We start from the raw sequence: 24,513 nt of genomic DNA, 5'->3' as shown, positions 1-24,513 counted from the left end.
GCCGCATGGGCGCCGGCGGGCCCACCCGCCACGATCCCGGCATGAGCACCCGCACGCCCACCGTCCCCGCCGACGGCCCCGCGCACGCCGGACCGGACCGGTCCCTCGGCGTGCTCGGGCGGCGCGCGGCCCGCGACCTGGCGTTCCTCGTCGCGGGCCTCGTCACGGGCACCGCCTTCTTCTCCGTCGCGGTGACGCTCGCCTCGCTCTCCGTGGGCCTGCTCGTCCTCGTGGTCGGGCTGCCCGTCGCCGCGCTCTCCTTCACCGTGCTGCGCTGGTGCGCCGACGTCGAGCGCCACCGCGTCGCCGCGATCACGGGGGCACGGGTCGAGGCGCACTACCGGCCGGCGTCCGGGCCGCTGTTCTCGCGGGCGCTCGAGGTCGTGCGGGACCCGCGGCGCTGGCGCGACCTGGCCTACCTGGTCGTGCAGTTCCCGCTCTCCGTCGTCGCCTTCTCGCTCGCCGTCGGGCTGTGGGGCACCGCGCTGTCGATGATCCTCTACCCGCTGTACTACTGGGCGCTGCCCGAGGGCGGCGGGACCTGGCTCAACGAGGTCGGCTTCGACTCGCTGCCGCTCGCGCTCGTGGCCTGCGTCCTGGGCTTCGCGCTGCTGCCCGTCTCGTTCGCCGTCGCGCGCGCGCTCGTCGCCGCCGAGGTCGCGTTGGCCCGCACGCTGCTGGGCGACGATCGCGCCGCCCTCGCCGCCCGCGTCTCGCGCCTGGAGGAGACGCGCGCCGGCGTCGTCGAGGCGTCCTCGGCGGAGCTGCGGCGCATCGAGCGCGACCTCCACGACGGCGCCCAGGCGCGGATGGTCGCCGTGGCGATGGAGCTCGGCATGGCGGAGGAGCGGCTGGCCCGCGACCCCGAGGCGGCCCGCGAGATGCTGCGCGGCGCCCGCGACGAGACGCGGCGGGCGCTCGCCGAGATGCGGGACCTCGTGCGCGGCATCGCGCCGTCCGTCCTGGCCGACCGCGGCCTCGAGGCGGCGATCGGGTCGATCGCGGCACGCGCCCCCGTCGCCGTCGAGCTGGACGTCGCGCTGGCCGAGCGTCCCCCGTCGTCCGTCGAGACCGCCGCGTACTTCGTCGTCGCGGAGGCCCTGACCAACGCCGGCAAGCACGCCGCCGGCACCCGCGTGACGGTGCGGGTGCGCCGCGAGGACGACGTGCTCGCGGTGCGCGTGACGGACGACGGCCCCGGCGGCGCGCGCCTGGCGCCCGGCGGCGGCCTCGCCGGGCTCCGCGACCGGGTGGCCGCGCTCGACGGCACCCTCGACCTGACCAGCCCCGACGGGGGACCGACGACCGTGGAGGCCCGCATCCCGTGCGCGTCCTGATCGCCGAGGACCACGCGCTGCTGCGCGACGGCCTCACCCGCCTGCTCCGCGACCACGGCCACGAGGTGGTCGCCGCCGTCGACGCGCCGGACGAGATCGTCCGGCGCGGCGGCGCGCTGCGACCAGACCTGGCGCTCCTCGACGTGCGCCTGCCGCCGACGTTCACGGACGAGGGCGTCCGCGCGGCGCTCGAGCTGCGCGCGGCCCGGCCGGGCCAGGCGGTCCTGCTGCTCTCGCAGTACGTCGAGCGCACGTACGCGGCGGAGCTGCTCGCCGACGGGCGCGGCGGGGTCGGGTACCTGCTGAAGGACCGCGTCGCCGAGCCCGCCGAGTTCGTGCGCGCGTGCGAGCGCGTGGCGGCGGGCGGCACCGCGCTCGACCCCGAGGTGGTGGCGCAGCTCATGGTCCGCGGTCGGCAGGAGGACGGCCCGCTGTCCCGGCTGACGCCGCGCGAGCGCGAGACGCTGGCGCTCATGGCCGAGGGACGCTCCAACCGCGGCATCGCCGAGGCGCTCGTGGTCACGGAGGGCGCCGTCGAGAAGCACGTCACGAGCATCCTGGGCAAGCTCGACCTGTCCAACGCGCCGGGCGACCACCGGCGCGTCCTGGCGGTCCTGGCGCTCCTGCGGGCGTCGGGCGGCGCGTGAGCCGGCGCGGCGGCCCGCCGACGGACCCGGCATCCTCCCTGGCGTGACGCCCTCGGTCCTCCGCCCGTCCCGCCGTGCGCTGGCGGTCCTGCTGCTGCTCGTCGCGGCGGCGGCCGGCGCGCTCGCGACCCGCGGCGTCGCGGCCGGCGACGGCGATCCCCCGGCGAAGGACACGCGCTTCGCCGACGGCACCTGCGAGGGCACGGCGGTGCGCTTCGGCGTCGTGCTGGCGGACGACGACGCCGCGGGCGCACGCGCGGCCGAGGTCTTCCGCGCCGACCTGGCCGAGCAGCTCGGCTGCCGCGTGGTGGTCGTCCCGTACGCGACGCAGGCGCGGGTCGTCACGGCGCTCGCCGTGCACGAGGTCGACCTGGGGCAGCTCGACCCGGCGGCGCTCGTCGTCGCGGATCGGGCGGCCGGCGTGGCGTCCGTCGGCGCCTACGCCGTGGACCAGGACACGCCGGCGCGCGCGGGCGCCCTGGCGCTGTGGACGCGGCGGGACGGCCCCCGCGACCTGGCGGGGCTGCGGGGCCGGCGCCTGGCGCTCGGCGCGCCGCTGACCGCGGGCGGCGACCTGGCCCCGCGGGCCGCCCTGCTCGCGGCCGGCGTCCGCGCCGACGCCCCGGCCACGGACGACGTGCTCGACGCCGGCGACGACGCCGAGGCGCTCCGCGCCCTGCGCGCGGGCCGCGTCGACGCCGCCCTCACGCGGCAGCGGCCCGCACGCCGCGAGGTCCGCGGCCTGCGCCGCGTGTGGCGCGCCACGGGCCCGCTCGCCGACGTCGTGGCGATCCGCCCCGGCATCCCCAACGCCTTCCGCCGTCTCGTGCTCGTCGCGGTACGCCAGCTGCCGGGCCGGACGCTGGCGCCGCTCGCCGCCCGGCAGGGCATCCAGCAGCCGGCGCCGCTGACGTCGGTCCCGCTCGACCTGTACGGCCCGGTGGCGGCCCAGCTCGACGACCTCGTCGGGGCGGGCCTGCGGCCCTGAGCGCCGCGCGGGGCGCGCCCTCCGCGGACGGCGAACAGTCGGGTTCCCTAACTCGTCGGCGCGCCCGAACCCCCGTCCCCACCGGGCCGCGCGGCGTACACGGGCCGCCCGGGAGGAGGGGTCGTCGCGAGCGATCGGGGCGTAGTATCCGGCGGGCTGTGGCGACGCAAGAACTGACCCGCAAACGCAGGCGCACCTGGCTGGGGGAGGCCTGGGAGTCCAACGTCGGCAAGAAGGTGATCGTCGCGATCACCGGCTTCGTCCTCGTGGCCTACGTCATCCTCCACATGGTCGGCAACCTGACGGCCCTGCAGGGGCCCGACGGCGGCAGCCCCCGGATCGACGAGTACGGCCACTGGCTCCGCGAGTTCGGCACGCCGCTGCTGCCCTACTCGTTCGTGCTGTGGGTGATCCGCGTCGTCCTGCTGGCCGCGCTGATCGTCCACGTCGTCGGCGTCTTCCAGCTCGCCAAGCGCAGCAGCGCCGCGCGCCCGAAGGGGCACCCCGGCAAGCGCATCGGCCGCTCGATCTCCTCCATGACGATGCGCATCAGCGGCCCGCTGCTGCTCGCCTTCGTGATCTTCCACATCCTGCAGTTCACGACGCTGACGATCGACGTCACGCCGCTGCGCGAGGGCGCGATCTACGAGAACCTCTACGGCGCGTTCCAGAAGTGGTACTTCGTGCTGCTCTACGTGGCCGCCGTCTCGGCGCTCATGTTCCACCTGCACCACGGCGTGTGGAGCGCGTTCCAGTCGCTCGGCGCCGACCGCCCCGCCCGCAACCGCGCGCTGCGCCTGACGTCGGCCACCGTGGCCGTCGTCGTGGCCGTCGGCTTCGTCCTCATCCCGATCTTCATGTGGACCGGGGTGCTCGCCGAGCCGATCACGACCCACGCCCAGACGGCCCTGGAGGTCGCCCGATGATCCTCGACGCCCGCATCCCCGCCGGTCCCATCGAGGACAAGTGGACGACCTGGCTCGACGCCCACAAGCTCGTCGGCCCGCGCAACCGCCCCAAGCACACGGTCATCGTCGTCGGGACGGGCCTCGCCGGCGCCTCGTGCGCGGCCACGCTGAGCGCGCAGGGCTTCAAGGTCAAGAGCTTCTGCTTCCAGGACAGCCCCCGCCGCGCGCACTCCATCGCGGCCCAGGGCGGCATCAACGCGGCGAAGGACTACGCCCACGAGGGCGACTCGATCCGCCGCCTGTTCGTCGACACGATCAAGGGCGGCGACTTCCGCTCGCGCGAGGCGAACGTCTACCGCCTGGCCGAGCTGTCGGCCAACATCATCGACCAGGCCGTCGCCCAGGGCGTGCCGTTCGCCCGCGAGTACGGCGGCCAGCTGGCCACCCGCTCGTTCGGCGGCGTGCTCGTGCAGCGCACGTTCTACGCGCGCGGCCAGACCGGCCAGCAGCTGCTGCTCGGCGCCTACAGCGCGCTGCAGCATCAGGTCAACGCCGGCGGCGTGACGGTCTACAACCGCCACGAGATGCTGGACGTCGTGCTGGTGGACGGCGAGGCCCGCGGCATCATCGCCCGCAACCTCGTCACCGGCGAGATCGAGCGCCACGTCGCGGACGTCGTCGTCCTCGCGTCGGGCGGCTACTCCAACGTCTTCTACCTGTCGACGAACGCGATGAACTCCAACGTCACGGCCGCCTGGAAGGCGACGCGGCGCGGGGCGCTCTTCGCGAACCCCTGCTTCACGCAGATCCACCCGACCTGCATCCCGCAGAGCGGCGAGTACCAGTCGAAGCTGACGCTCATGTCGGAGTCGCTGCGCAACGACGGTCGCGTGTGGGTGCCCCGCAAGCCGGGCGACGACCGGCTCGCCGCCGACATCCCCGAGGAGGAGCGGTACTACTTCCTCGAGGAGCGCTACCCCGCGTTCGGCAACCTGGTCCCGCGCGACATCGCCTCGCGCGCCGCGAAGATCGTCTGCGACGACGGCCTCGGCGTCGGCGGCACCGGCCGCGGCGTGTACCTGGACTTCCGCGACGCGATCGAGGAGCAGGGCCACGACGCGATCCAGCGCAAGTACCAGAACCTCTTCGAGATGTACCAGCGCATCACCGGCGACGACCCGTACGTCACGCCGATGATGATCTACCCGGCCCCGCACTACACGATGGGCGGGCTCTGGGTCGACTACGAGCTGCAGACGACGATCCCGAACCTGTTCGCGATCGGCGAGGCCAACTTCTCCGACCACGGCGCCAACCGCCTGGGCGCCTCCGCGCTCATGCAGGCGCTGGCCGACGGGTACTTCGTCGCGCCGCACACCGTCATGCACAAGATCGCGACGAACCCCAATCCGGGGATCGACACCACGCACGAGGCGTTCGACGCGGCCGAGGCGGACGTCCGCGGCCAGATCGACCGGCTCATGGCGGTGCAGGGCACGAAGGCGCCGCAGGCCATCCACCGCGAGATGGGCCAGATCATGCTCGACAAGTGCGGCATGCTCCGCACGCGCGAGAGCCTGACGGAGGCGATCGACCAGATCCGCGACATCCGGAAGTCCTTCTGGGAGGACGTCCGCGTCGACGGCAAGACGGACGAGCTCAACCCGAGCCTGGAGTACGCGGGCCGCCTGGTCGACTTCATCGACCTCGCCGAGGTCATGTGCGAGGACGCGCTGCGGCGCGAGGAGTCGTGCGGCGGCCACTTCCGCGGCGAGCACGAGACCGAGGACGGCGAGGCGCTCCGCGACGACGAGAACTTCGCCGTCGCGACCGCCTGGGCGTTCGACGAGCGCGCCGGCGACGACGGCCGCTTCACCCCCCACGACGAGCAGCTGGCCTTCGAAGAGATCGCCCTGGCGACGAGGAGCTACAAGTGAACTTCCAGCTCGAGATCTGGCGACAGGACGTCCGGGAGGATCCCGGGCACTTCGAGACGCACCACGTCGAGGGCATCGACCCCGACGCGTCGTTCCTGGAGATGCTGGACGTCCTCAACGAGCGCCTCATCGCGAAGGGCGCCCGGACCGTCGCCTTCGACAGCGACTGCCGCGAGGGCATCTGCGGCACCTGCGCGCTGACGATCAACGGCATGCCGCACGGGCCCAACCAGGTCACGACGTGCCAGACGTACATGCGCGACTTCGAGGACGGGTCGACGATCTACGTCGAGCCGTTCCGCGCCAACCCGTTCCCGGTCGTGCGCGACCTGGCCGTCGACCGCTCCGCCTTCGACCGGATCATCCAGGCCGGCGGCTACGTCTCGGTGACGACGGGCCCGCAGCCCGAGCCGAACGCGGCCCCGGTCACGCCGGAGACGCAGCAGCGGGCGATGGACGCGTCGATCTGCATCGGCTGCGGCGCCTGCGTGGCGGCCTGCCCGAACGGCGCGGCGATGCTGTTCACCGGCGCCAAGCTGACGCACCTGAACATCCTGCCGCAGGGCCAGCCCGAGCGCGCGGAGCGCACGCGCAACATGGTCCACCAGATGGACGAGGAGGGCTTCGGCGGCTGCACGAACTACGGCGAGTGCTCCCGCGTCTGCCCGCAGGACATCTCGATCGACGTCATCGGGATGCTCTACCGCGAGTACCGCTCGGCCGTGCGCCAGAAGCCGAACCCGCACGCGCCGAAGATGGTGGCGCAGTAGCCGCGAGCCCCGGCCCCGCTCCGGCGGGGCGCCCGCTGCCCGACGGCCCGTCGCTCCCGCGGCGGGCCGTCGTCGTTCCGGGGCGACCGCTCAGGCGCGGACGTCGGCGCCGGGCAGCGCCCGCGCGAGCGCGTCGCGCACCTGGGCGAAGGTCACCAGGCCGCGCATGACGCCGTCGGCGTCGACCACCGGCACGGCCCCCAGGCGACGCAGGTCGTCGCTCGCCAGCAGGTCCTCGAGCGCCAGCGTCGGGTCGACCTGCGGCCGCTCGCGCTCGAGCAGCTCGCGCGCCTCGACGCCCGGCCGTCCGGCGGCGAGCTCGTCGCGCACCCGGTCGCGGGTGACGATCCCCAGGTACCGGCCGTCCGGGTCGAGCATCGCCGCCCACGCCACGCGGAACGGCGCGAAGGTCTCGTGCTCGGCGTCCAGGACGGTCACGTCGGCGGGCAGCCACGGCGGACCGGCGTCCATGATGTCCCCGGCTGCGACCTCGTGCAGCTGCTCCGAGATCTCGCTGGTGACGACGGCCGCCCGGGCCGCGCCCGCGACGAACCACGCCAGCAGCAGGTACCAGATGCCGCCGAACGAGTCGCCCTCCATCAGCAGGTACACGCCGTAGGCCCCGAGCAGCACGGCGAAGCCGCGGCCCAGGAACCCCGCCACCACGGTGGCGCGGCGGCGGTCGCCGGTCAGCTTCCACGCGATCGAGCGGGCGATGCGGCCGCCGTCGAGGGGGAAGGCCGGGACCATGTTGAAGACGAACAGCACGCCGTTGACGAGCGTCAGCCAGCCGACGAGCGACAGGGCGGCGGTCGTCTCGGTGCCGGACACGCGGATCGCGTCCTCCAGCTCGTCGGCGGTCCCGAGGAGCAGGCCCGCCCCGACGCCCAGCGCGCAGATCAGGAGCGTCACGGCCGGGCCCGCGAAGGCGACGACGAACTCCTCCTTCGGCGTGCGCGAGTCGCGGCTGAGCCGCGCGACGCCGCCGAGCAGCCACAGGTCGATGCCCTCCGTCCGGATCCCGAACCGCCGGCCGGCCAGGGCGTGGCCGAGCTCGTGCGCAATCAGCGAGACGAAGAAGAGGACCGCCGCGACGACGGCGAGGCCGTAGGCGCCCGCGGGGGACAGGTCGGGCAGGGCGACCTCGAAGCGGTCGCCGAGCAGGACGATCATCAGGAGCAGCGCGAGGAACCAGCTGGGGTTCGCGCCGATCCGGATGCCGAAGACCTCGGCGAGCTTCACGGAGCGCGTGGCGGTGGGCATGCGCGCCCATCGTCGCAGGTCCGCCGGGTCCTGGGCCCGGGATGCGGGGCGTACGGCGGCCCGTCGCGCCGCGACCGCCCGCGCGCGCGGGGCGCGGACGGCCGTCGCCGCACGCCGTGCGGGCGGCCCGGGGGATAGCATCGCCCGCACGACCGGCCCGGAGCCGCGCCCCGCGCGCGGCGGACCGCACCGGACGCTCCGCATCCCACCGCAGGAGGACCAATGACCCAGTCGCCCGTCAACGTCACCGTCACCGGGGCCGCCGGTCAGATCGGCTACGCGCTGCTGTTCCGCATCGCCAGCGGGCAGCTGCTCGGGCCCGACGTGCCCGTCAAGCTGCGCCTGCTCGAGATCCCGCCGGCGCTCAAGGCCGCCGAGGGCACCGCGATGGAGCTCGACGACTGCGCCTTCCCGCTCCTGAAGGGCATCGACATCACCGACGACGCCACGCGCGCGTTCGACGGCGTGAACGTCGCCCTGCTCGTCGGGGCGCGGCCGCGCACGAAGGGCATGGAGCGCGGCGACCTGCTCGAGGCCAACGGCGGGATCTTCAAGCCGCAGGGCGAGGCCATCAACGCCGGCGCCGCCGACGACGTGCGCGTGCTGGTGGTCGGCAACCCCGCCAACACCAACGCCCTGATCGCCCAGGCCCACGCCCCCGACGTCCCCGCGGAGCGGTTCACCGCGATGACCCGCCTGGACCACAACCGCGCCATCTCGCAGCTGGCGAACAAGCTGCGCGTGCCGGTGAGCGACATCAAGAAGCTCACGATCTGGGGCAACCACTCGGCCACGCAGTACCCGGACATCTTCCACGCCGAGGTGGGCGGCAAGAACGCCGCCGAGCTCGTGGACGACCAGGCGTGGCTGCAGGACGACTTCATCCCCACCGTCGCCAAGCGCGGCGCCGCCATCATCGAGGCGCGCGGGGCGTCCTCCGCGGCGTCGGCGGCCAACGCCGCGATCGACCACATCCACACGTGGGTCAACGGCACGCCCGAGGGGGACTGGACGTCGATGGGCATCCCGTCCGACGGCTCCTACGGGGTGCCGGAGGGGATCATCTCCTCGTTCCCGGTGGTGTGCAAGGACGGGAAGTACGAGATCGTCCAGGGCCTCGAGATCGACGCCTTCTCGCGCGAGCGCATCGACGCCTCGGTGCAGGAGCTGACCGAGGAGCGCGACGCGGTGAAGGGCCTGGGCCTGATCTAGCGGCCTGCGGTCCCCGCTCCGGCGGGGACCGGCCCCGGAACGCGGAAGGCCCGGCGGACGCCGGGCCTTCGTCGTCCCGGCGCCGCGCGCGGCGGGCCGGGGAGGGCGCCCGCCGCAGAGCGGGAGCCGGGGGATGCGGGGCTAGGCGGCGTCCTTCGCGTACCAGACGCGGTCGCGCTTCTCGACGAGCCCCTGCTCCTCCAGGCCGGGGAGGATGCGGTACGCGTAGTTGGGGTGCACGCCGATGCGGCGGGCCACCTCGGCGGCGCCGAGGCCCGGCTCCTTGCGCAGCAGCTCGAGCGCCTGGCGCGAGCGCTCGCCCGACCCGCGCGGACGGCCGGCGCCGCGGCCGGTGCCGCTCGAGCGCGTGCTGGACGAGCTGTGGTCGACGCCGTCGAGCGCGTCCAGGGCGCGGCGCAGGCGGTCGTGCTCGGCGATGAGCGGGGCGAGCTCGTCCAGGCGGGCCTGGATCTCGTCGCGCTTCTCGGAGAGGAAGTCCGACATGGGTGAAACCTCGGTTGGAGGGAAGGGGGGCGACGCCGGCCGGGGTTGGGGGCGGCCTGGTCCGACCCCACGGAAATGCGTCGCGGGCGATCCTACCGCATACCCCGTGATGTGGTAGGAATCCTGCTCTACACCGTCGACCGTGGGGCGTGAACGGTGTTGCGTCCGGCCGTGACCGGACGTGGGGGATCAGGCGCTCGCGCGCGCCGCGAGCAGGTCGCGCAGCCGCTCGAGGGACTGGGTGGCTTCGCGCTCCGGCGTCCCACCCATCAACGCCCGCGACGCCACCTTCCCCAACAGGCCCATCGGCGCCGCGAAGTCGTTGACGTAGTCGAAGCGGGTGCGGGTGCCGTCCGCCACGGGGACGAGGTGGTACTCGATCAGGGCGGACGCGCCGGCCGGCCCCTTGCCCCGCCAGATCGCGGTGCGCGGCGGGTCGAGCGACTCGAGCACCCACGACACGTTCACCGGCGCGCCGCGGATGGCGTACCGCTGGGCCATCGTGAAGCCCACACGCGGCGGGCCGTCGTCCGCGGCCGTCAGCTCGCGCTGGATCGTCACCCATCGCTCCATCAGGTGGGGGTCCATGATCACGTCCCACACCTCGCCCGGGGGCGCGGGGAGGTCGATGCTGACCCGCACGGCGCTCATGCGCCCACCCTATCCCGCCACGCCGGGGGCGCCGCTCACCGGGCCCGCAGGGGCTCCTGCTCCTCCCAGCGGCGCAGGGCGTGCTCGACCGCCCGGTCGAAGGCGTGGGGGCGCACGCCCAGCACGGCGGTCCAGGCGGCGTCGCGGGCCAGCAGGTCGCCGGTCAGGCCGCCCATGAGCGGCAGGATCAGGTCGGCGTCCTCGCCCGCCAGCACGGCGGCGACGCGGCCGAAGATGGGCGTGCTGTTCAGGGGGACCGGGATCGTCGGCCGGGGGAGCATCAGCAGGTCGCGGATGCGCTCGAGGATCTCCCCGTAGCTCAGGACGTCCGGCCCCGCGACGTCGAGCGACCGACGCACGCCGTCGAGCGCCGGCGCGGTCGCGGCCGCCCGCAGGGCCGCCACCAGGTCGCGCTCGTCGACGGGCTGCGTGCGGAAGTGCCGCCACGGCGGGAGCGCCAGGACGGGCAGGCGCTCGACGAGCCGGACGAGGAAGCGGAACGACCGCGAGCCCGTCCCGACGGCGATCGACGCCCGCAGGCCGACGGCCTCGGGCGCCGCGTCGAGGAGCGTCCGCTCGACCGCGAGCCGGCTGCGCAGATGCGGGGACAGCTCGCGGGTCTCGTCGACCATCACGCCCAGGTAGACGAGGCGCCGCACCCGCGCGGCGCGCGCGGCGTCGGCGAAGCGCTCCGCGGCGCGGGCCTCGCGCTCCGCGAACGAGCTGCCGTCCGGCGCGTGCTCCATCGAGTGCACGAGGTAGTAGGCCACGTCGACGCCGTCGAGCGCGGCGGCCAGCCCCTCCCCGGTCGTCACGTCCCCGCGCACCGTCGGGACGTCGTGCCGCACGCGCGCGGGGTCGCGGGCGAACGCCCGCACCTCGTGGCCGTCGCGCAGGAGCGGCGGGATCAGGGCGGACCCCGCGAAGCCGGAGGCGCCGGTGACGAGGATGCGCATCCCGCCCATCATCGCGCACCCCCGCCGGCCTCTCCGGCGCCCCGGCCCGCGCGCGTCCGCGGGTCGCGCGCCGGGCCCGCGGATACCACGGCCGGGGGCCTCCGCGGCGGCGCGTCGGACGATCGGACGAGCCCGCTCGGCCGCCCGTCCACGGCCCGTGGAAGATCTGCGCCATTTGCGGCGTTCCGGCGACGGGTCGTGAACGAAAAGTGACCAACTAGCGGGAACAAGGCTCGCGGCGCCCCGGTCCGTGTGGTTCTATGCCCCTCGTGCCGCGGGTCGCCCCGCCGGCGCCACCAGACTCCTCGGCCGCCCGTCGCCGACGCCCCTCGGCGTCCGTCGGTCGCCGCATCCCGTCGTGTCCGCAGATCCCGGTCGTCCCGGGGTCCGGATCCCCCTGCTCGCCTTCAGAGATCGCTGCCCGGAACCCTTCGTGAACCTCGCGCCAGACGCCCGCACCCGACCCCGCTCCGCTGCCGCGGCCGCCGCCCCCTCGTGCGACGGCTGCTTCTTCCGCCGCCACACCCTGTGCGCGCTGGACCGGAGCGAGCCGTGCGCGACGTACCGGCCCGACCGCGAGGGGCTGCGTCCGCCGCGGCAGATGGCCTTCGCCTTCCGCCCCGAGCGGGCGACGGGGACGCCGTTCGCGTTCCCCGACGCCTACGAGCAGCACCGCCGCTACCGCGCGTAGGGCGGCGCTGCCGGGCGGCCGCCGCCGGCGGCCGCTCCGTGCCGCCCGTCACGGCCGGCGGGGCGGTAGCCTCCCGCGCGGCCGCTTTGCGACCGTCGGTCGGACGGCCGTACGCAGCCTCGTATTCGGCTGGCCAGCCAGCTAAGATCCGCGCTCCCGCGCCGGCCCCGCCGGCGGGTGCGTCCGTCCCGGGCGCACCGGGACGGTCCTCCCGGCCGGCCCCCGCGGGCAGCACCGAGCACAGGAGTTCACCATGGGCAGCACCGAAGCGTTCGTCTTCGACGCCATCCGCACCCCGCGCGGCAAGGGCAAGAGCAACGGGTCCCTGCACGGCACGAAGCCCGTCGACCTGGTCGTCGGCCTCATGCACGAGACCCTGGGGCGTCATCCCCAGCTCGATCCGAACACCATCGACGACGTCGTGCTCGGCTGCGTGTCGCCCGTGGGCGACCAGGGCGCCGACATCGCGAAGACGGCGGCGATCAAGGCCGGCCTGCCGGACACCGTCGCGGGCGTCCAGCTCAACCGCTTCTGCGCCTCCGGCCTGGAGGCCGTGAACATCGCCGCGCAGAAGGTCGCCTCGGGCTGGGAGGACCTCGTCCTCGCCGGCGGCGTCGAGTCGATGTCGCGCGTGCCGATGGGCTCCGACGGCGGCGCGTGGGCGATGGACCCCGAGACGAACTACCACACGTCGTTCGTCCCGCAGGGCATCGGCGCCGACCTCATCGCCACCGTCGAGGGCTTCACCCGCGACGAGGTCGACGCGTTCGCCGCCCGCTCCCAGGAGCGCGCCGCCAACGCCGAGGACAACGGGTACTTCAAGAACTCCGTCGTCCCCGTCAAGGACCTCAACGACCAGGTCGTCCTGGACCGTGACGAGTTCATCCGCCGCGGCACGACCGTCGAGACGCTGGCCAAGCTCAAGCCGTCCTTCGCGATGATGGGCGAGATGGGCGGCTTCGACGCCGTCGCGCTCCAGAAGTACCACTGGATCGAGAAGATCGACCACGTCCACCACCCCGGCAACTCGTCGGGCATCGTGGACGGCGCGTCGCTGCTGGCCATCGGCAACGCGAAGACCGGCGAGGCCGCCGGCATGCGCCCGCGCGCCCGCATCCTCGCCACCGCCGTCTCGGGCGCCGACCCGACCATCATGCTCACGGCCCCCGGCCCGGCGTCGAAGAAGGCCCTGGCGAAGGCCGGCCTGAAGGCGTCCGACCTGGACCTCGTCGAGATCAACGAGGCGTTCGCGGCCGTCGCCCTGCGCCTGATCAAGGACCTCGACATCGACCCCGAGATCACGAACGTCAACGGCGGCGCCATCGCCATGGGGCACCCGCTCGGCGCGACCGGCGGCATGATCCTCGGCTCGCTGATCGACGAGCTCGAGCGCCGGGACAAGCGCTACGGCCTCGCGACGCTGTGCGTCGGCGGCGGCATGGGCATCGCCACCGTCGTCGAGCGCGTCTGACCCCGTCCGTCCCTTCGAGAGAGACCACACGATGAGCGAGAGCACCACCATCCGCTGGGAGCAGGACGCGGACGGGATCGTCACCCTGATCCTGGACGACCCCAACCAGTCCGCCAACACCATGAACGCCGCCTACACGGCGTCCATGACGGCGACCGTCGACCGCCTCGAGGCCGAGAAGGAGTCCATCACGGGCGTCATCCTCACCTCGGCGAAGAAGACGTTCTTCGCCGGCGGCGACCTGAACGACCTCAAGCAGGCGAAGAAGGAGAACGCCGACGAGGTCTCGCGCCACCTGCGCCAGGTCAAGGGCGACCTGCGCCGCCTGGAGCAGCTCGGCAAGCCGGTCGTCGCGGCGATCAACGGCGCGGCCCTCGGCGGCGGCCTCGAGATCGCCCTGGCGACGCACCACCGGGTCGTCGTGAACGACCCGCGCATCCAGCTCGGGCTGCCCGAGGTGGGCCTGGGCCTGCTGCCGGGCGGCGGCGGCGTCACCCGCACCGTGCGCCTGCTCGGCATCGCCGACGCGCTGCTCAAGGTCCTGCTCCAGGGCCAGCGCATGCGCCCGGAGAAGGCGCTCGAGGTCGGCGTGATCTCCGAGCTCGTCGACAGCGCCGACGACCTGATCCCCGCCGCGAAGCGCTTCATCCAGGCCAACCCCGAGGCCGTGCAGCCGTGGGACGTCAAGGGCTACAAGATCCCGGGCGGCACCCCGAGCAACCCGAAGCTCGCCGCGAACCTGCCGGCGTTCCCCGCCAACCTGCGCAAGCAGCTCAAGGGCGCCAACATGCCCGCCCCCGTGGCGATCATGTCGGCCGCCGTCGAGGGCGCCCAGGTCGACTTCGACACGGCCATCGAGATCGAGGGCCGGTACTTCCTGAGCCTCGTGACGGGCCAGGTCGCGAAGAACATGATCCAGGCGTTCTTCTTCGACCTGCAGGCCGTGAACGGCAGCCGCGGGCGCGACAAGGACCGCGAGCCGTGGAAGGCGAGCAAGGTCGTCGTGCTCGGCGCCGGCATGATGGGCGCCGCCATCGCCTACGTGTGCGCGAAGGCCGGCATCGAGGTCGTCCTGAAGGACGTCTCGCAGGCCGCCGCCGACAAGGGCAAGGGCTACTCGCAGAAGCTCGTCGAGAAGGCCGTCGCCAAGGGCCGCTCCACGCAGGAGCAGGCCGAGGCGCTGCTGGGCCGCATCACCGCGACCGACGACCCGGCGGCCGCCGCCGGCGCCGACCTCGTCATCGAGGCCGTGTTCGAGGACCCGAAGGTCAAGGCGCAGGTCTTCGCCGAGATCGAGCCGCACCTGGCCCCCGACGCGCTGCTGGGCTCGAACACCTCGACGCTGCCGATCACCGGCCTCGCCGAGGGCGTCTCCCGCCCCGCGGACTTCATCGGCCTGCACTTCTTCTCGCCGGTGGACAAGATGCCGCTGCTCGAGATCATCAAGGGCGAGAAGACGACGGACGACACGCTCTCGCGCGCGCTCGACCTGGCCAAGCAGATCAAGAAGACGCCGATCGTCGTCAACGACTCGCGCGGGTTCTTCACCAGCCGCGTCATCGGCACGTTCACGAACGAGGGCATCGCGATGCTCGCCGAGGGCGTCCCGGCGGCCTCGATCGAGCAGGCGTCGGCGCAGGCCGGCTACCCCGCACCGGTCCTGCAGCTCACGGACGAGCTGACCATGACGCTGATGCAGAAGATCCGCAACGCGTCGAAGGCGGCCGTCGAGGCCGAGGGCGGCACGTTCCCGGACGCGCCGGCGTTCACGGTCATCGACCGCATGGTCGACGAGCTGAAGCGCCCGTCCCGCGCCGCCGGCGCCGGCTTCTACGAGTACGACGAGTCCGGCAAGCGGACCGGCCTGTGGCCGGGCCTGAAGGACGCGTTCGGCGGCGACAACACCAGCATCCCGTTCGAGGACCTGAAGGAGCGCATGCTCTTCGTCGAGGCCATCGAGACGGTGAAGTGCCTGGACGAGGGCGTCCTCGAGACGGTCTCGGACGCCAACATCGGCTCGATCATGGGCATCGGCTTCCCGGCCTGGACGGGCGGCGTGCTGCAGTACATCAACGGCTACCAGGGCGGCGGCCCCGACAAGCCGGCGGACGAGACGACCGGTCCCGCCGGCTTCGTCGCCCGCGCCCGCGAGCTGGCCGAGAAGTACGGCGAGCGGTTCACGCCCCCGGCGTCGCTCGTCGAGCTCGCCGAGCGCGGCGGCACCTACACCGACGACGCGGTCCTGGCGAAGGCCTGATCCACCGCCCCGGCACGCCCAGGCGTGCCGGGCCATGTGCCGCCGCGGACGACGCGGCGGACCGCCACGGGGCGCCCAGCGGGCGCCCCGTCGTCGTCCGGGGGCGACCGCGCCAACGGCCGCCCCGGCCCACCCCAGGGTGCTCCCCGTAGCGGCGCGCGGACGGCCCGCCGTAGGGTCGCCCGGTGCTGCCACCGACGCGTCCCGCGCCCGCTCCCGCCCGTCCATCCGCCGGGCCACCACGCGTCCGCCGCCGGGCCGCGCGCGTGCTGGCGCTCGCCGCCGCCGTCTCGCTCCTCGCCACCGGGAGCGCGACCGCCGGCGGGGACCGCTGGTCGGCGGGCGCCGCGATGTCGCTGGCCCGCGAGGCGGCGATCGTCGAGCCGCTCGGGGGCGGCGACGTGCTCGTCGCGGGCGGCGTCGTCGAGGACGGAAGCAGCCCCGTGGGAAGCGGCCTCACGACGTCGGTCGAGCGCTACGACGCCGCGGCGGACGAGTGGGTCGCCACGTCGCCGCTGCCGGGCCCGCGGCTGGGGGCGGCGTCCGCGCCGCTCCCGGGCGGGCGCGTGCTCGTCGTCGGCGGGCACGAGGACGGCGTCACGGCCCTCGGCACCCTGGTCTTCTCGGCCAGCAGCGGCGAGTGGACCCCGGCGGGCGACGTGCTCGACGCGGCCGATTACGGCAACGCCGCGGCGCTGCCGGACGGCCGCGTCCTCGTCGCGGCGGGGATCCACCAGGGCACCGCGGAGTACTACCCCCGCGGCACGCACGTGTACGACCCCGTCGACGGCGCCCGGGGCTCGTGGACGTCCGCCGGCGACCTGGCGACGGGGCGCCGCCGGGCCACGATGACCGTCCTGCCCGACGGCTCGGCGCTGCTCGTCGGCGGGTACGACAGCCACCAGCTCCTCGCCAGCGCCGAGCGCTGGGATCCCCGGAGCGCCGCGTGGCGGCCCGCGGGCGCCATGCCCACCGCCCGGTGGGGTGCGTCGGCCGTGGCCCTGCGCGACGGGCGTGTCCTCGTCGTGGGGGGCCGTGCCGCCGACGGACCCTCCGCTGCCGCCGAGATCTACGACCCGGCGGACTCGTTCTGGTACCGGACGAGCGACCTGACGGTGCCCCGCGCGAACGCGGGGATCGCGCTGCTCGCCGACGGCCGCGTGCTCGTGACGGGCGGCTCGGACGGGACGGCGGGGACGAGCACCAGCGAGATCTACGACCCCGAGCGCGGCACGTGGACGACCGCCGGACCGCTGGCGTCGGGGCGCCGCTGGCTGCGGCTCCTCCCGGGACCGGACGCGCAGGTCCGCGCCGTCGGCATGGACGCGTCCACCGAGCTCTTCGTGCCCGCGACCACGCGGACGGCCGTGCGGCAGGAGCTCGGCGACCAGACCGTCGGACGTCGGAGCGCCACGGTCCACGTCCCGGTCCGCAACACCGGCGCGGTCCCGCTGCGCGTCGACGGCGCCACGGTCGTGGGGGCGGACGCCGACGACTTCTCGCTCGTCGACGACGACTGCCGCGGACGGGCGGTGCCCGCCGGGGCGACGTGCACCGTCGCCGTGCGGTTCCGCCCGACCGCGCTGGGCGAGCGGACCGCGGCGATCGCGCTCGACGACAACACCGACGCGGACGCCATCGCGCTCTCGGGGACCGGCCTGCCGGCGCCCGGCGACGGCGCTCCGGGGTCGCCGGGTCCCGCGGGTCCCGCGGGGCCGGCCGGATCGGACGGGGCGGACGGCCGTCCGGGCGCGGTCGGGATGCGCGGGCCGGCCGGCGATCCGGGGATCCCGGGACCGGCCGGATCGCCCGGTCCGGTCGGTGCGCCCGGCCCCGCGGGAGCCACCGGCCCGCGCGGCCCGGCGGGCCCCGTCGGCCTGCGGGGGCCCCGCGGCGCTTCGGGCGTCTACCGCTGCCGCCCGCGGCGCGGCGCCGGCCGCTACCCCGTGGCGTGCTTCGTCACGGTCCCGGCCGACCGGAAGGCGCGCCGCGTCCGCGTCGTCGTGACCCGGGACGGACGGGCGCTCGCCCGGGTCGCGCGGACGATCCGCGGCGGCGCGCGGCGGGTGCCCTTGCCGGCGGGCGCGACGGCGCGTCCGGGCGCCTACCGCGTGCGCGTGACGATCGACCGCGGGCGGCACGCCCGGACGACCATGGAGGGGCGCTTCACGATCCGGGCGCGCTGAGGGCGGGGTCGGCGTCGCCCAGCGCGGCCGCGAGCTCGTGGCGCGAGCCGATCCCGAGCTTGCGGTAGACGGCGGTCAGGTGCATCTCGACGGTCTTGCGGGAGAGGAACAGCTCGCCGGCGATCTCGACGTTGCTGCGCCCGCGCGCTGCGAGGGCCGCGATGCGCCGCTCGCTGGGCGTGAGCGTCGGCGCCCCCGGCGCCCCGGGCGTGCGGGCGACGCCCGTCGCGGCCAGCTCGGCCTCGAGGTCGGCGCACAGGGGAGCGGCCCCGCACGCCTCGGCGAGCGTGAGCGCCTCGCCGAGGAGGACGCGCGCGTCGACCCGTCGGCCCTGGCGCCGGAGATGGCCGCCCAGGCGCCCGGCCGCGGTGGCGAGCTCGAGATGCAGCGCGCTTTCCCGCAGCAGCTCGAGCGCGGCCCGCAGGCGCTCCTCGCGGGCCGCCGCGTCGCCGACGACGGCCGCGACGGCGAGCGCGTCGCCCCGGCCGCCCCGCGCGGCCGGCAGCAGGTCGGCCTCGGCGCGCAGGCGAGCCGCGGCCTCGTGGGCCTCGGCGTGCCGCCCGGCCGCCGCGTAGGCGAGCGCCAGCTCGCGGTCGCTCGAGACCACCGGCGACGCGCGCAGCCCGGCCCGGCGGACGGCCTCCATCTGCGCGATCCCGCCCGCGGCGTCGCCGGTCGCCAGCGCGAGCCCCGCCGCCGCGAGCGCCAGGCCGTGCCCCGCGCTGGAGCCGTCCGCCAGGTCGCGGTGGTCGTGCAGGACCGCCGCTGCGTCCTCGTGACGGCCGCGGAGGGTGAGCGCGCGCACGAGGAACGCCGCCGCCAGCGCCCGGCCCAGGCGGTTCGCCCGCGGCGTCTGCTCCACCGCGACGCGCAGGGCCGCCTCGGCGGGCAGCAGGGCCCCGCGCCGGAGCTCGAGCAGCCCGCGTGCCGCCGCGGCCGTGGCGCGGCGGGAGCGGTCGCCCCGCAGCCGGGCGATCGCCGCGTGGTGCTCCACGACGCGGTCGGCGGCGGCGAAGCGCTCGCCGGCCGCCAGCGTGAGGACCCCGAGCCCCATGAGCAGGCCCGGCATCTCCGTGGTCGCCTCGGCCGGAGCGAACGCCGACGCGGCGGTCGCCACCGCGACGTCGGGGCGTCCGCCGAGCACCTCGAAGTACGCGCGGACCGCCAACAGCTCGCGCGAGGCGTCGTCCGACACCCGCACGCCCTGCGCCGCCTGCAGCACCGACGGCACCACCCGCTCCGCCAGGCGCAGGTCGACCGCCACGAGCGCCCGCCGCGCGTGGACGCGCCGGCCGACCGCCGTCGGGAGCGCGTCGCCCGCGGCGAGGACCGCGTCGAGCAGCCCCAGCGCCTCGACCGGGCGGCCCAGCTCGATGAGCGCCGACGCGTGGTCCAGCCCGACCCGTGCGCGGCTCGCCGCGTCGGGCTGGGCGTCGGCCGCCACCGCGAACCGGTCGAGGCCGCCCTCGCCGCCCGCCTGGACGCCCGCGACCGCCAGCTCGTGCAGGATCCCCGGCCGGTCGTCGGCGGTCGGCGGCTCGTCGAGCGCGCGGAGCAGCAGCGCCTCGGCGGCGCTGGCCTCGCCGGCGGCCAGCGCGCGAGCGGCGCCGGCCCGCAGCGCGGTGACGACGTCGGCACGCCCGGCGGGGACCGTGCGCAGCCGGTGGGCGGCGACCACGTCGGCGGGGGCCCCGCGGCGCGCCAACGCCTCGGCGGCGGCCCCGTGTGCCGCGGCGCGGGCGGCCGCCGGGACGGCGTCGAGGACGGCGCGCTCCACGAGCGGATGCACGAATCGCGGTCCGGGATCGACGGCCACCAGCCCGGACGCGGCGAGCGCGGCGACGGCCGCGTCGAGCGGCGCGGCGGCCGGGCCGGCGACGGCGCGGAGCACGCCCGGTGCCGGGCAGGGCCCGAGCACGGCGAGCGCGAGCGCGACCGCTCGGGCGCCCGCCGTCAGGCGGCGCAGCTCGCGGCCGACGAAGCGCGCCACGTCCGGCACCGCGATCGTGTCCGGGTCGGGCCGGCCCCCGCGGGCGAGCTCGGCGAGGAGCAGCCCGAGGAGCAGGGGGTTCCCGGCCGTGGCGTGGTGGCAGCGGCGCGCGAGCTCGTCGGGGACGGGGCCCGGGAGCGCGGCCCGCACGACCTGCGCCACGTCTGCTTCGTCGAGGCCGCCGACCGTCAGCCGCCGGACCGGTCGCGCGGCCTGCAGCAGGTCTGCGAGCGCGTCGCCCGCGGGGTCGTCGGCGGCGTGCGGCCGTGCGGTGAGCACGAGGGCGATCGCGTGCCGACCGGTGGCCTCGGCGAGCGGTGCGAGCGTCCGGAGCGACGCGTCGTCCGCCCAATGCGCGTCGTCGACGGCCACCACGGTCGGGGGCCGGTCGGCCAGATCCGCCGGCGGGCCGGCCAGGAGCGCCGGGGTGCCGGCGCCCGCGGACGCCAGCGGCCAGCCGAGCGCGGGCGCGATCCGGCCGGCGAGGGACAGCGCGCCGTCCCGCTCGTGGGCGGTCGCGCGCGTCACCCGCAGGCCGCGGGCCTCGGCGTCGGCGCAGAGCGCGTCGAGCAGCCGGGTCTTGCCCACGCCCGCCGGGCCCTCGAGCACGAGGCAGCCGCCGCGGCCGGCCGCGAGCGCGTCGAGCAGCTCGCCGCCCGCGGCCCGCTCGGGGAGCCGCCCGACGATGGCTGAGGCGCGCGCCCACACGCCGCCAGTATGACCGGGCGTCGGCCGCGAGCCGCGCAGCGCGCCGCACCGCCGGCGCGCGGACGGTGCCCGCGCGCCACGCGCGGTGCGCGCCGCCACGCCCGGCCCTAGACTGTGCCGATCGTGGGGAGGGGGGCCATGTGCGGGTGAGGATCCTGGGCAAGTCGCCGGCGTGGCAGGACGTCGACGGCGCCTGCAGCGGCTACCTCGTCGAGGAGGGCGACTTCCGCCTGCTCGTGGACTGCGGCAACGGCGTCTTCGGCAAGCTGCGCAAGCACCTGGACTACGCCGACCTCGACGCCTGCGTCATCTCGCACTGCCACGCGGACCACACGCTCGACCTGGTCCCGTTCAGCTACGCGCTCGTCTTCGCGCCCCGCCAGCAGCCCGTCCCGGTGCCGCCGTGGCCGGGCACCGACACGCCCGCCCGGCCCCAGCTGCACCTGCCACCCGGCGGCGAGAAGGTCATGCGCACGGTCATGACCGCGTGGGGGATGCCCGACCTGACGGAGCGCGCCTTCGCGTCGAGCGAGTACGACCCCGACGCCACCCTGACCCTCGGACCGCTCGAGCTGCGCTTTCGGGCGGTCCCGCACTTCGTGCCCGCCTACGCGATCGAGATCCGCTCGACCGTCACCGGGGGCCGCTTCGTCTACGGCTCGGACTGCGCGCCGAACGACGACCTCGTCGACTTCGCCCGCGGCGCCGACCTGTTCTTCGCCGAGGCCACGCTGCCGCGGCCGGAGCGCGCGGGCCCGCGCGGACACCTGACGGCCGCCGAGGCCGCCGACCACGCCCGCCGCGCCGGCGTCGGCCGCGCCGTCCTCGTCCACATCTCGGACGAGGAGGACCGCGAGGTCGCGCTGCAGCACGCCGTCGAGGCGGCGGGGGACGTCCCCGTCCAGCTCGGCGCGGCCGAGGACGTCTTCGAGCTGTGAGCGTCGGGCGCCGCGCGGCGCCCCCTCCCGACCCGCGCGAACGTCCTCCCGCCGTGTCCTCCCGGCACGCGCGGGGTAGATTCGAGCCATGCGTGCACGCGAGGGCGACCTGTTCGCCAACTTCGAGCGGATGCGCCGCGAGATGGACGAGCTGTTCGGCGGCGTGCTCGACCGCGGCCTGGGCGGCCGCCTGCGGCGCTCCGGCTTCGAGCCGGCCGTCGACGTCTTCTACGAGACGCCGGAGGGCGCGGACGGCGCGTGCGCCGTCGTGCACGCCGACCTGGCCGGGGTCGACGTGCGCCGCGTGGGGCTGGAGATCCGCGGCCGCGAGCTCGTGATCGCGGGCGACCGGCCGGCCGGCGAGTCCGAGGGCCGGACGTACCAGCAGGTCGAGATCGGGACGGGGCCGTTCCGGCGCGTCGTCCAGCTCGGGGCCGACGTCGTCGCCGACGCGGCGCGCGCGACGTATCGCGACGGCATCCTGCGCGTCGAGCTGCCCCTGCGCGAGCCGGAGCAGGGGCGCCGCACGGTCCCCATCGACGTCGCCGCCCCCACGGACGGGGACGCCGCGTGATCGACATCGTCGCCGACGAGTCCGGCCCGCAGGACGTCGCCGTGGGCGGCACGGGCGAGCCCGCCGAGCGCGGGCCGCTGCCGGTCCTGCCGCTGCGCGACGTCGTGCCGGTGCCCGACACGATGATCCCGCTCGCGGTCGGCCAGGAGCGCTCCGTGCGCCTGGTCGAGGACGTGCTCGCGGGCGACCGACGGCTCGTCCTCGCGGCGTCGCGCGACGCCGAGGTCGAGACGCCCGGGCCCGACGGGGTGCACCGGACCGGCGTCCTCGGGCAGGTCGTGCGCATGCTGAAGGTCCCGGACGGCACGCTGCGGCTGCTCGTCCAGGGCACGCAGCGCGTGCGGATCCAGGAGTTCACGCAGGAGGAGCCCTACCTCGTCGCCCGGACGGAGGACCTGCCGGACGTCGTCGAGGGCGACGCGGCGGCCAGCCCCGAGCTGGCCGCGCTCCAGCGCAGCGTGCAGGAGACGTTCTCGCGCATCGTCGAGGCCGTCCCGTACCTGCCGGAGGAGCTGCAGCTGGCGGTCGCCAACATCGAGGATCCCGTCGCGCTCAGCCACCTCATCGCGGGATCGCTGCGGATCCCGACGGACCAGAAGCAGGAGCTGCTGGAGGAGGTCGACGTCAAGGCGCGGCTGCGCCGGCTGATGGGCATCCTGGCGCGCGAGCTCGAGGTCATCTCGATCGGCACCGAGATCCAGTCGCAGGTGCAGTCCGAGCTGGACAAGGGCCAGCGCGAGTACGTCCTGCGCCAGCAGCTCAAGGCGATCCAGGAGGAGCTGGGGGAGAGCGACCCGCTCGAGGCCGAGCTCGCCGAGCTGCGCGACCAGCTCGACGCGCTCGACCTGCCCGACACCGTCGCCGAGCAGACCGACCGCGAGCTGCACCGGCTCGAGGCGCTGCCGCAGTCCTCGGCCGAGCACGGGGTGATCCGCACCTACCTGGAGTGGATCGTCTCGCTGCCGTGGAACGACCGCACGCGGGACCAGCTCCAGCTGGCGCACGCCCGCCGCGTCCTCGACGAGGACCACCACGGCCTCGAGGACGTCAAGGACCGGATCCTCGAGTTCCTCGCGGTCCGCCAGCTCAAGCCGGACGCGCGGGGATCGATCCTGTGCCTCGTCGGGCCGCCCGGCGTGGGGAAGACGTCGCTCGGCCGCTCGATCGCGCGCGCGATGGGCCGCAAGTTCGAGCGCATCTCCGCGGGCGGCGTGCGCGACGAGGCCGAGATCCGCGGCCACCGCCGCACGTACATCGGGGCCATGCCCGGCACGATCATCCGCGCCCTGCGCGACGCCGGGTCCAGCAACCCGCTGCTGATGGTCGACGAGATCGACAAGCTCGGGTCGATGGGCCCGGGCGGCGGCCCGGAGTCGGCGCTGCTCGAGGTCCTCGACCCCGAGCAGAACGCGACGTTCCGCGACCACTACCTCGACGTGCCGTTCGACCTGTCCCGGGTCATGTTCATCACGACGGCGAACACGCTCGACACGATCCCGGGACCGCTGCGCGACCGCATGGAGGTCATCCGGCTGGCCGGCTACACCGCGCAGGAGAAGCTCGAGATCGCCAAGCGGTACCTCGTGCCGCGGCAGCTCGACCGCCACGGCCTGCGCCGCTCGGCGGTCGGCTTCGGCGCGCCGGCCCTGCGCGCGCTGATCGACGACTACACGCGCGAGGCGGGCGTGCGCAACCTGGAGCGCGAGATCGGCCGGGTGATCCGCAAGCTCGCGCGCGAGATCGTCGAGGGCGAGGAGGCCGCGGCCACGGACCCCGAGGCCGACGCCGGCGACGCGCCGGAGGAGCGGCCGCGACCCCGGCGCGTGACGATCTCGAAGGCGCGGGTCGAGGAGCTGCTGGGCCGGGGACCGTTCGCCGGCAGCTCCCAGCAGCTGCGCAAGCGCACCCGCAGCCCGGGCGTGGCGACCGGCCTGGCGTGGACGCCCGTCGGCGGCGACGTGCTGTTCGTCGAGGCGGCGGGCATGCCGCGGATGGGCGGGTCGCCGGCCGTCACGATCACCGGCCAGCTCGGCGACGTGATGAAGGAGTCGGTCGAGGCGGCGCTCACGTGGGTGCGCGGCCACCTGCACGTCGTGGCGCCCGAGGTGCCGGACGACTGGTTCGCCACCCACGACCTGCACGTGCACGTCCCGGCGGGCGCGACGCCGAAGGACGGACCGTCCGCCGGCATCACCGTCGCGACGGCGCTCGTCTCCCTCCTGTCCGGCCGCGAGGTGCGCCCCGAGGTGGCGATGACCGGCGAGATCACGCTGACCGGCGAGGTGCTGCCGATCGGCGGCCTGAAGGAGAAGGCGCTCGCCGCGCAGCGCAACGGCGTCACGACGGTCATCGCCCCGCGCGAGAACGAGCGCGACGCGGAGGACGTTCCCGAGCCGCTCCGCTCGCGGATCGCGTTCGTCTGGGTCGACCGCGTGGAGGACGTGCTCGAGGCCGCGCTCGGCGGTTTGCCCCCCGGGCGGGCGGGGTAGGCGCCGCAGTGACGATAGGGTCACAGGCGTTCGGCC

General features: G+C 75.4%; 19 protein-coding genes. 14 read left to right on the top strand and 5 right to left on the bottom strand.

What is annotated here, in order from left to right:
* Positions 1–41: 41 nt before the first annotated feature.
* The 6 genes from J3P29_RS14730 (at position 42) to J3P29_RS14705 (ending at position 6,587) form a co-directional block, all read left to right on the top strand.
* The gene (locus J3P29_RS14730) at positions 42–1,337 is read left to right on the top strand and encodes a sensor histidine kinase (RefSeq protein WP_210494458.1); all 1,296 of its coding nucleotides are present in this window, start codon (positions 42–44) and stop codon (positions 1,335–1,337) included.
* Complete coding sequence (locus tag J3P29_RS14725) at positions 1,325–1,984, top strand: response regulator transcription factor (protein WP_210494455.1); 660 nt, start codon at positions 1,325–1,327, stop codon at positions 1,982–1,984. The genes J3P29_RS14730 and J3P29_RS14725 overlap by 13 nt, the downstream gene beginning before the upstream one ends.
* Positions 1,985–2,027: 43 nt before the next feature.
* Positions 2,028–2,972 (top strand): PhnD/SsuA/transferrin family substrate-binding protein, encoded by a 945-nt coding sequence (locus J3P29_RS14720; protein WP_210494453.1) that lies wholly within the window; start codon positions 2,028–2,030, stop codon positions 2,970–2,972.
* Between the two features lie 158 nt (positions 2,973–3,130).
* Positions 3,131–3,898 carry a succinate dehydrogenase cytochrome b subunit gene (locus J3P29_RS14715; RefSeq protein WP_210494451.1) on the top strand — a complete coding sequence of 256 codons (768 nt, stop codon included), beginning with the start codon at positions 3,131–3,133 and terminating at the stop codon, positions 3,896–3,898.
* The gene (locus J3P29_RS14710; RefSeq protein ID WP_210494448.1) at positions 3,895–5,817 is read left to right on the top strand and encodes a fumarate reductase/succinate dehydrogenase flavoprotein subunit; all 1,923 of its coding nucleotides are present in this window, start codon (positions 3,895–3,897) and stop codon (positions 5,815–5,817) included. Before J3P29_RS14715 ends, J3P29_RS14710 begins: the two co-directional genes overlap by 4 nt.
* Positions 5,814–6,587 (top strand): succinate dehydrogenase/fumarate reductase iron-sulfur subunit, encoded by a 774-nt coding sequence (locus tag J3P29_RS14705; RefSeq protein WP_210494445.1) that lies wholly within the window; start codon positions 5,814–5,816, stop codon positions 6,585–6,587. Before J3P29_RS14710 ends, J3P29_RS14705 begins: the two co-directional genes overlap by 4 nt.
* 90 nt (positions 6,588–6,677) lie before the next feature.
* On the opposite strand, the gene J3P29_RS14700 is transcribed toward J3P29_RS14705, so the two are convergent.
* A complete protein-coding gene (locus tag J3P29_RS14700) occupies positions 6,678–7,850 on the bottom strand; it encodes a site-2 protease family protein (RefSeq protein WP_210494443.1) in 1,173 nt (390 codons plus the stop codon).
* 222 nt (positions 7,851–8,072) lie between these two features.
* Here J3P29_RS14700 and J3P29_RS14695 point away from each other — a divergent pair, with 222 nt between their 5' ends.
* Positions 8,073–9,062, top strand: a complete 990-nt coding sequence (locus J3P29_RS14695; protein ID WP_210494441.1) for a malate dehydrogenase — start codon at positions 8,073–8,075, stop codon at positions 9,060–9,062.
* A 141-nt stretch (positions 9,063–9,203) separates the two neighbouring features.
* Here J3P29_RS14695 and J3P29_RS14690 read toward each other — a convergent pair whose 3' ends face one another.
* The 3 genes from J3P29_RS14690 to J3P29_RS14680 form a co-directional block, all read right to left on the bottom strand.
* The gene (locus J3P29_RS14690) at positions 9,204–9,566 is read right to left on the bottom strand and encodes a helix-turn-helix domain-containing protein (RefSeq protein ID WP_210494439.1); all 363 of its coding nucleotides are present in this window, start codon (positions 9,564–9,566) and stop codon (positions 9,204–9,206) included.
* Positions 9,567–9,755: 189 nt separating this feature from the next.
* Entirely contained in the window at positions 9,756–10,217 is a 462-nt protein-coding gene (locus tag J3P29_RS14685) for an SRPBCC family protein (protein ID WP_210494436.1), read from the bottom strand.
* A 35-nt stretch (positions 10,218–10,252) separates the two neighbouring features.
* On the bottom strand, positions 10,253–11,173 hold the full coding sequence (locus tag J3P29_RS14680; protein ID WP_210494434.1) for an NAD(P)H-binding protein: 921 nt from the start codon (positions 11,171–11,173) through the stop codon (positions 10,253–10,255).
* 433 nt (positions 11,174–11,606) lie between these two features.
* Here J3P29_RS14680 and J3P29_RS14675 point away from each other — a divergent pair, with 433 nt between their 5' ends.
* The 4 genes from J3P29_RS14675 to J3P29_RS14660 all read left to right on the top strand — a co-directional run bounded on the left by J3P29_RS14675 (position 11,607) and on the right by J3P29_RS14660 (position 17,778).
* Positions 11,607–11,864: a hypothetical protein gene (locus tag J3P29_RS14675; RefSeq protein WP_210495126.1), complete on the top strand. Its 258-nt coding sequence runs from the start codon at positions 11,607–11,609 to the stop codon at positions 11,862–11,864.
* Between the two features lie 253 nt (positions 11,865–12,117).
* Positions 12,118–13,335 (top strand): acetyl-CoA C-acetyltransferase, encoded by a 1,218-nt coding sequence (locus J3P29_RS14670; RefSeq protein ID WP_210494432.1) that lies wholly within the window; start codon positions 12,118–12,120, stop codon positions 13,333–13,335.
* A gap of 31 nt (positions 13,336–13,366) precedes the next feature.
* A complete protein-coding gene (locus J3P29_RS14665; RefSeq protein ID WP_210494429.1) occupies positions 13,367–15,592 on the top strand; it encodes a 3-hydroxyacyl-CoA dehydrogenase NAD-binding domain-containing protein in 2,226 nt (741 codons plus the stop codon).
* A gap of 185 nt (positions 15,593–15,777) precedes the next feature.
* Positions 15,778–17,778, top strand: a complete 2,001-nt coding sequence (locus tag J3P29_RS14660) for a kelch repeat-containing protein (RefSeq protein ID WP_210494427.1) — start codon at positions 15,778–15,780, stop codon at positions 17,776–17,778.
* On the opposite strand, the gene J3P29_RS14655 is transcribed toward J3P29_RS14660, so the two are convergent.
* Positions 17,759–20,476, bottom strand: coding sequence for a LuxR family transcriptional regulator (locus tag J3P29_RS14655; protein ID WP_210494425.1), 2,718 nt, complete (start codon positions 20,474–20,476; stop codon positions 17,759–17,761). The two genes, J3P29_RS14660 and J3P29_RS14655, sit on opposite strands and share 20 nt — an antisense overlap.
* Positions 20,477–20,616: 140 nt before the next feature.
* Between J3P29_RS14655 and J3P29_RS14650 the strand changes: the two genes are divergently transcribed.
* The 3 genes from J3P29_RS14650 (at position 20,617) to lon (ending at position 24,477) form a co-directional block, all read left to right on the top strand.
* Positions 20,617–21,414: an MBL fold metallo-hydrolase gene (locus tag J3P29_RS14650; protein WP_210494422.1), complete on the top strand. Its 798-nt coding sequence runs from the start codon at positions 20,617–20,619 to the stop codon at positions 21,412–21,414.
* 88 nt (positions 21,415–21,502) lie between these two features.
* Complete coding sequence (locus J3P29_RS14645; RefSeq protein WP_210494419.1) at positions 21,503–21,988, top strand: Hsp20 family protein; 486 nt, start codon at positions 21,503–21,505, stop codon at positions 21,986–21,988.
* The gene (lon, locus tag J3P29_RS14640) at positions 21,985–24,477 is read left to right on the top strand and encodes an endopeptidase La (RefSeq protein WP_210494417.1); all 2,493 of its coding nucleotides are present in this window, start codon (positions 21,985–21,987) and stop codon (positions 24,475–24,477) included. Before J3P29_RS14645 ends, lon begins: the two co-directional genes overlap by 4 nt.
* Positions 24,478–24,513 lie beyond the last annotated feature (36 nt).

Origin of the sequence: Patulibacter sp. SYSU D01012 (assembly GCF_017916475.1) — a bacterium.
Lineage (GTDB): Bacteria > Actinomycetota > Thermoleophilia > Solirubrobacterales > Solirubrobacteraceae > Patulibacter.
This window is presented reverse-complemented; position numbering and strand designations above follow the sequence as displayed.

Coding starts and splice junctions, on each gene's coding strand:
- J3P29_RS14730 (WP_210494458.1), top strand. CDS start 42: ATGAGCACCCGCACGCCCACCGTCCCCGCCGACGGCCCCGCGCACGCC.
- J3P29_RS14710 (WP_210494448.1), top strand. CDS start 3,895: ATGATCCTCGACGCCCGCATCCCCGCCGGTCCCATCGAGGACAAGTGG.
- J3P29_RS14700 (WP_210494443.1), bottom strand. CDS start 7,850: ATGCCCACCGCCACGCGCTCCGTGAAGCTCGCCGAGGTCTTCGGCATC.
- J3P29_RS14695 (WP_210494441.1), top strand. CDS start 8,073: ATGACCCAGTCGCCCGTCAACGTCACCGTCACCGGGGCCGCCGGTCAG.
- J3P29_RS14690 (WP_210494439.1), bottom strand. CDS start 9,566: ATGTCGGACTTCCTCTCCGAGAAGCGCGACGAGATCCAGGCCCGCCTG.
- J3P29_RS14685 (WP_210494436.1), bottom strand. CDS start 10,217: ATGAGCGCCGTGCGGGTCAGCATCGACCTCCCCGCGCCCCCGGGCGAG.
- J3P29_RS14680 (WP_210494434.1), bottom strand. CDS start 11,173: ATGCGCATCCTCGTCACCGGCGCCTCCGGCTTCGCGGGGTCCGCCCTG.
- J3P29_RS14670 (WP_210494432.1), top strand. CDS start 12,118: ATGGGCAGCACCGAAGCGTTCGTCTTCGACGCCATCCGCACCCCGCGC.
- J3P29_RS14665 (WP_210494429.1), top strand. CDS start 13,367: ATGAGCGAGAGCACCACCATCCGCTGGGAGCAGGACGCGGACGGGATC.
- J3P29_RS14645 (WP_210494419.1), top strand. CDS start 21,503: ATGCGTGCACGCGAGGGCGACCTGTTCGCCAACTTCGAGCGGATGCGC.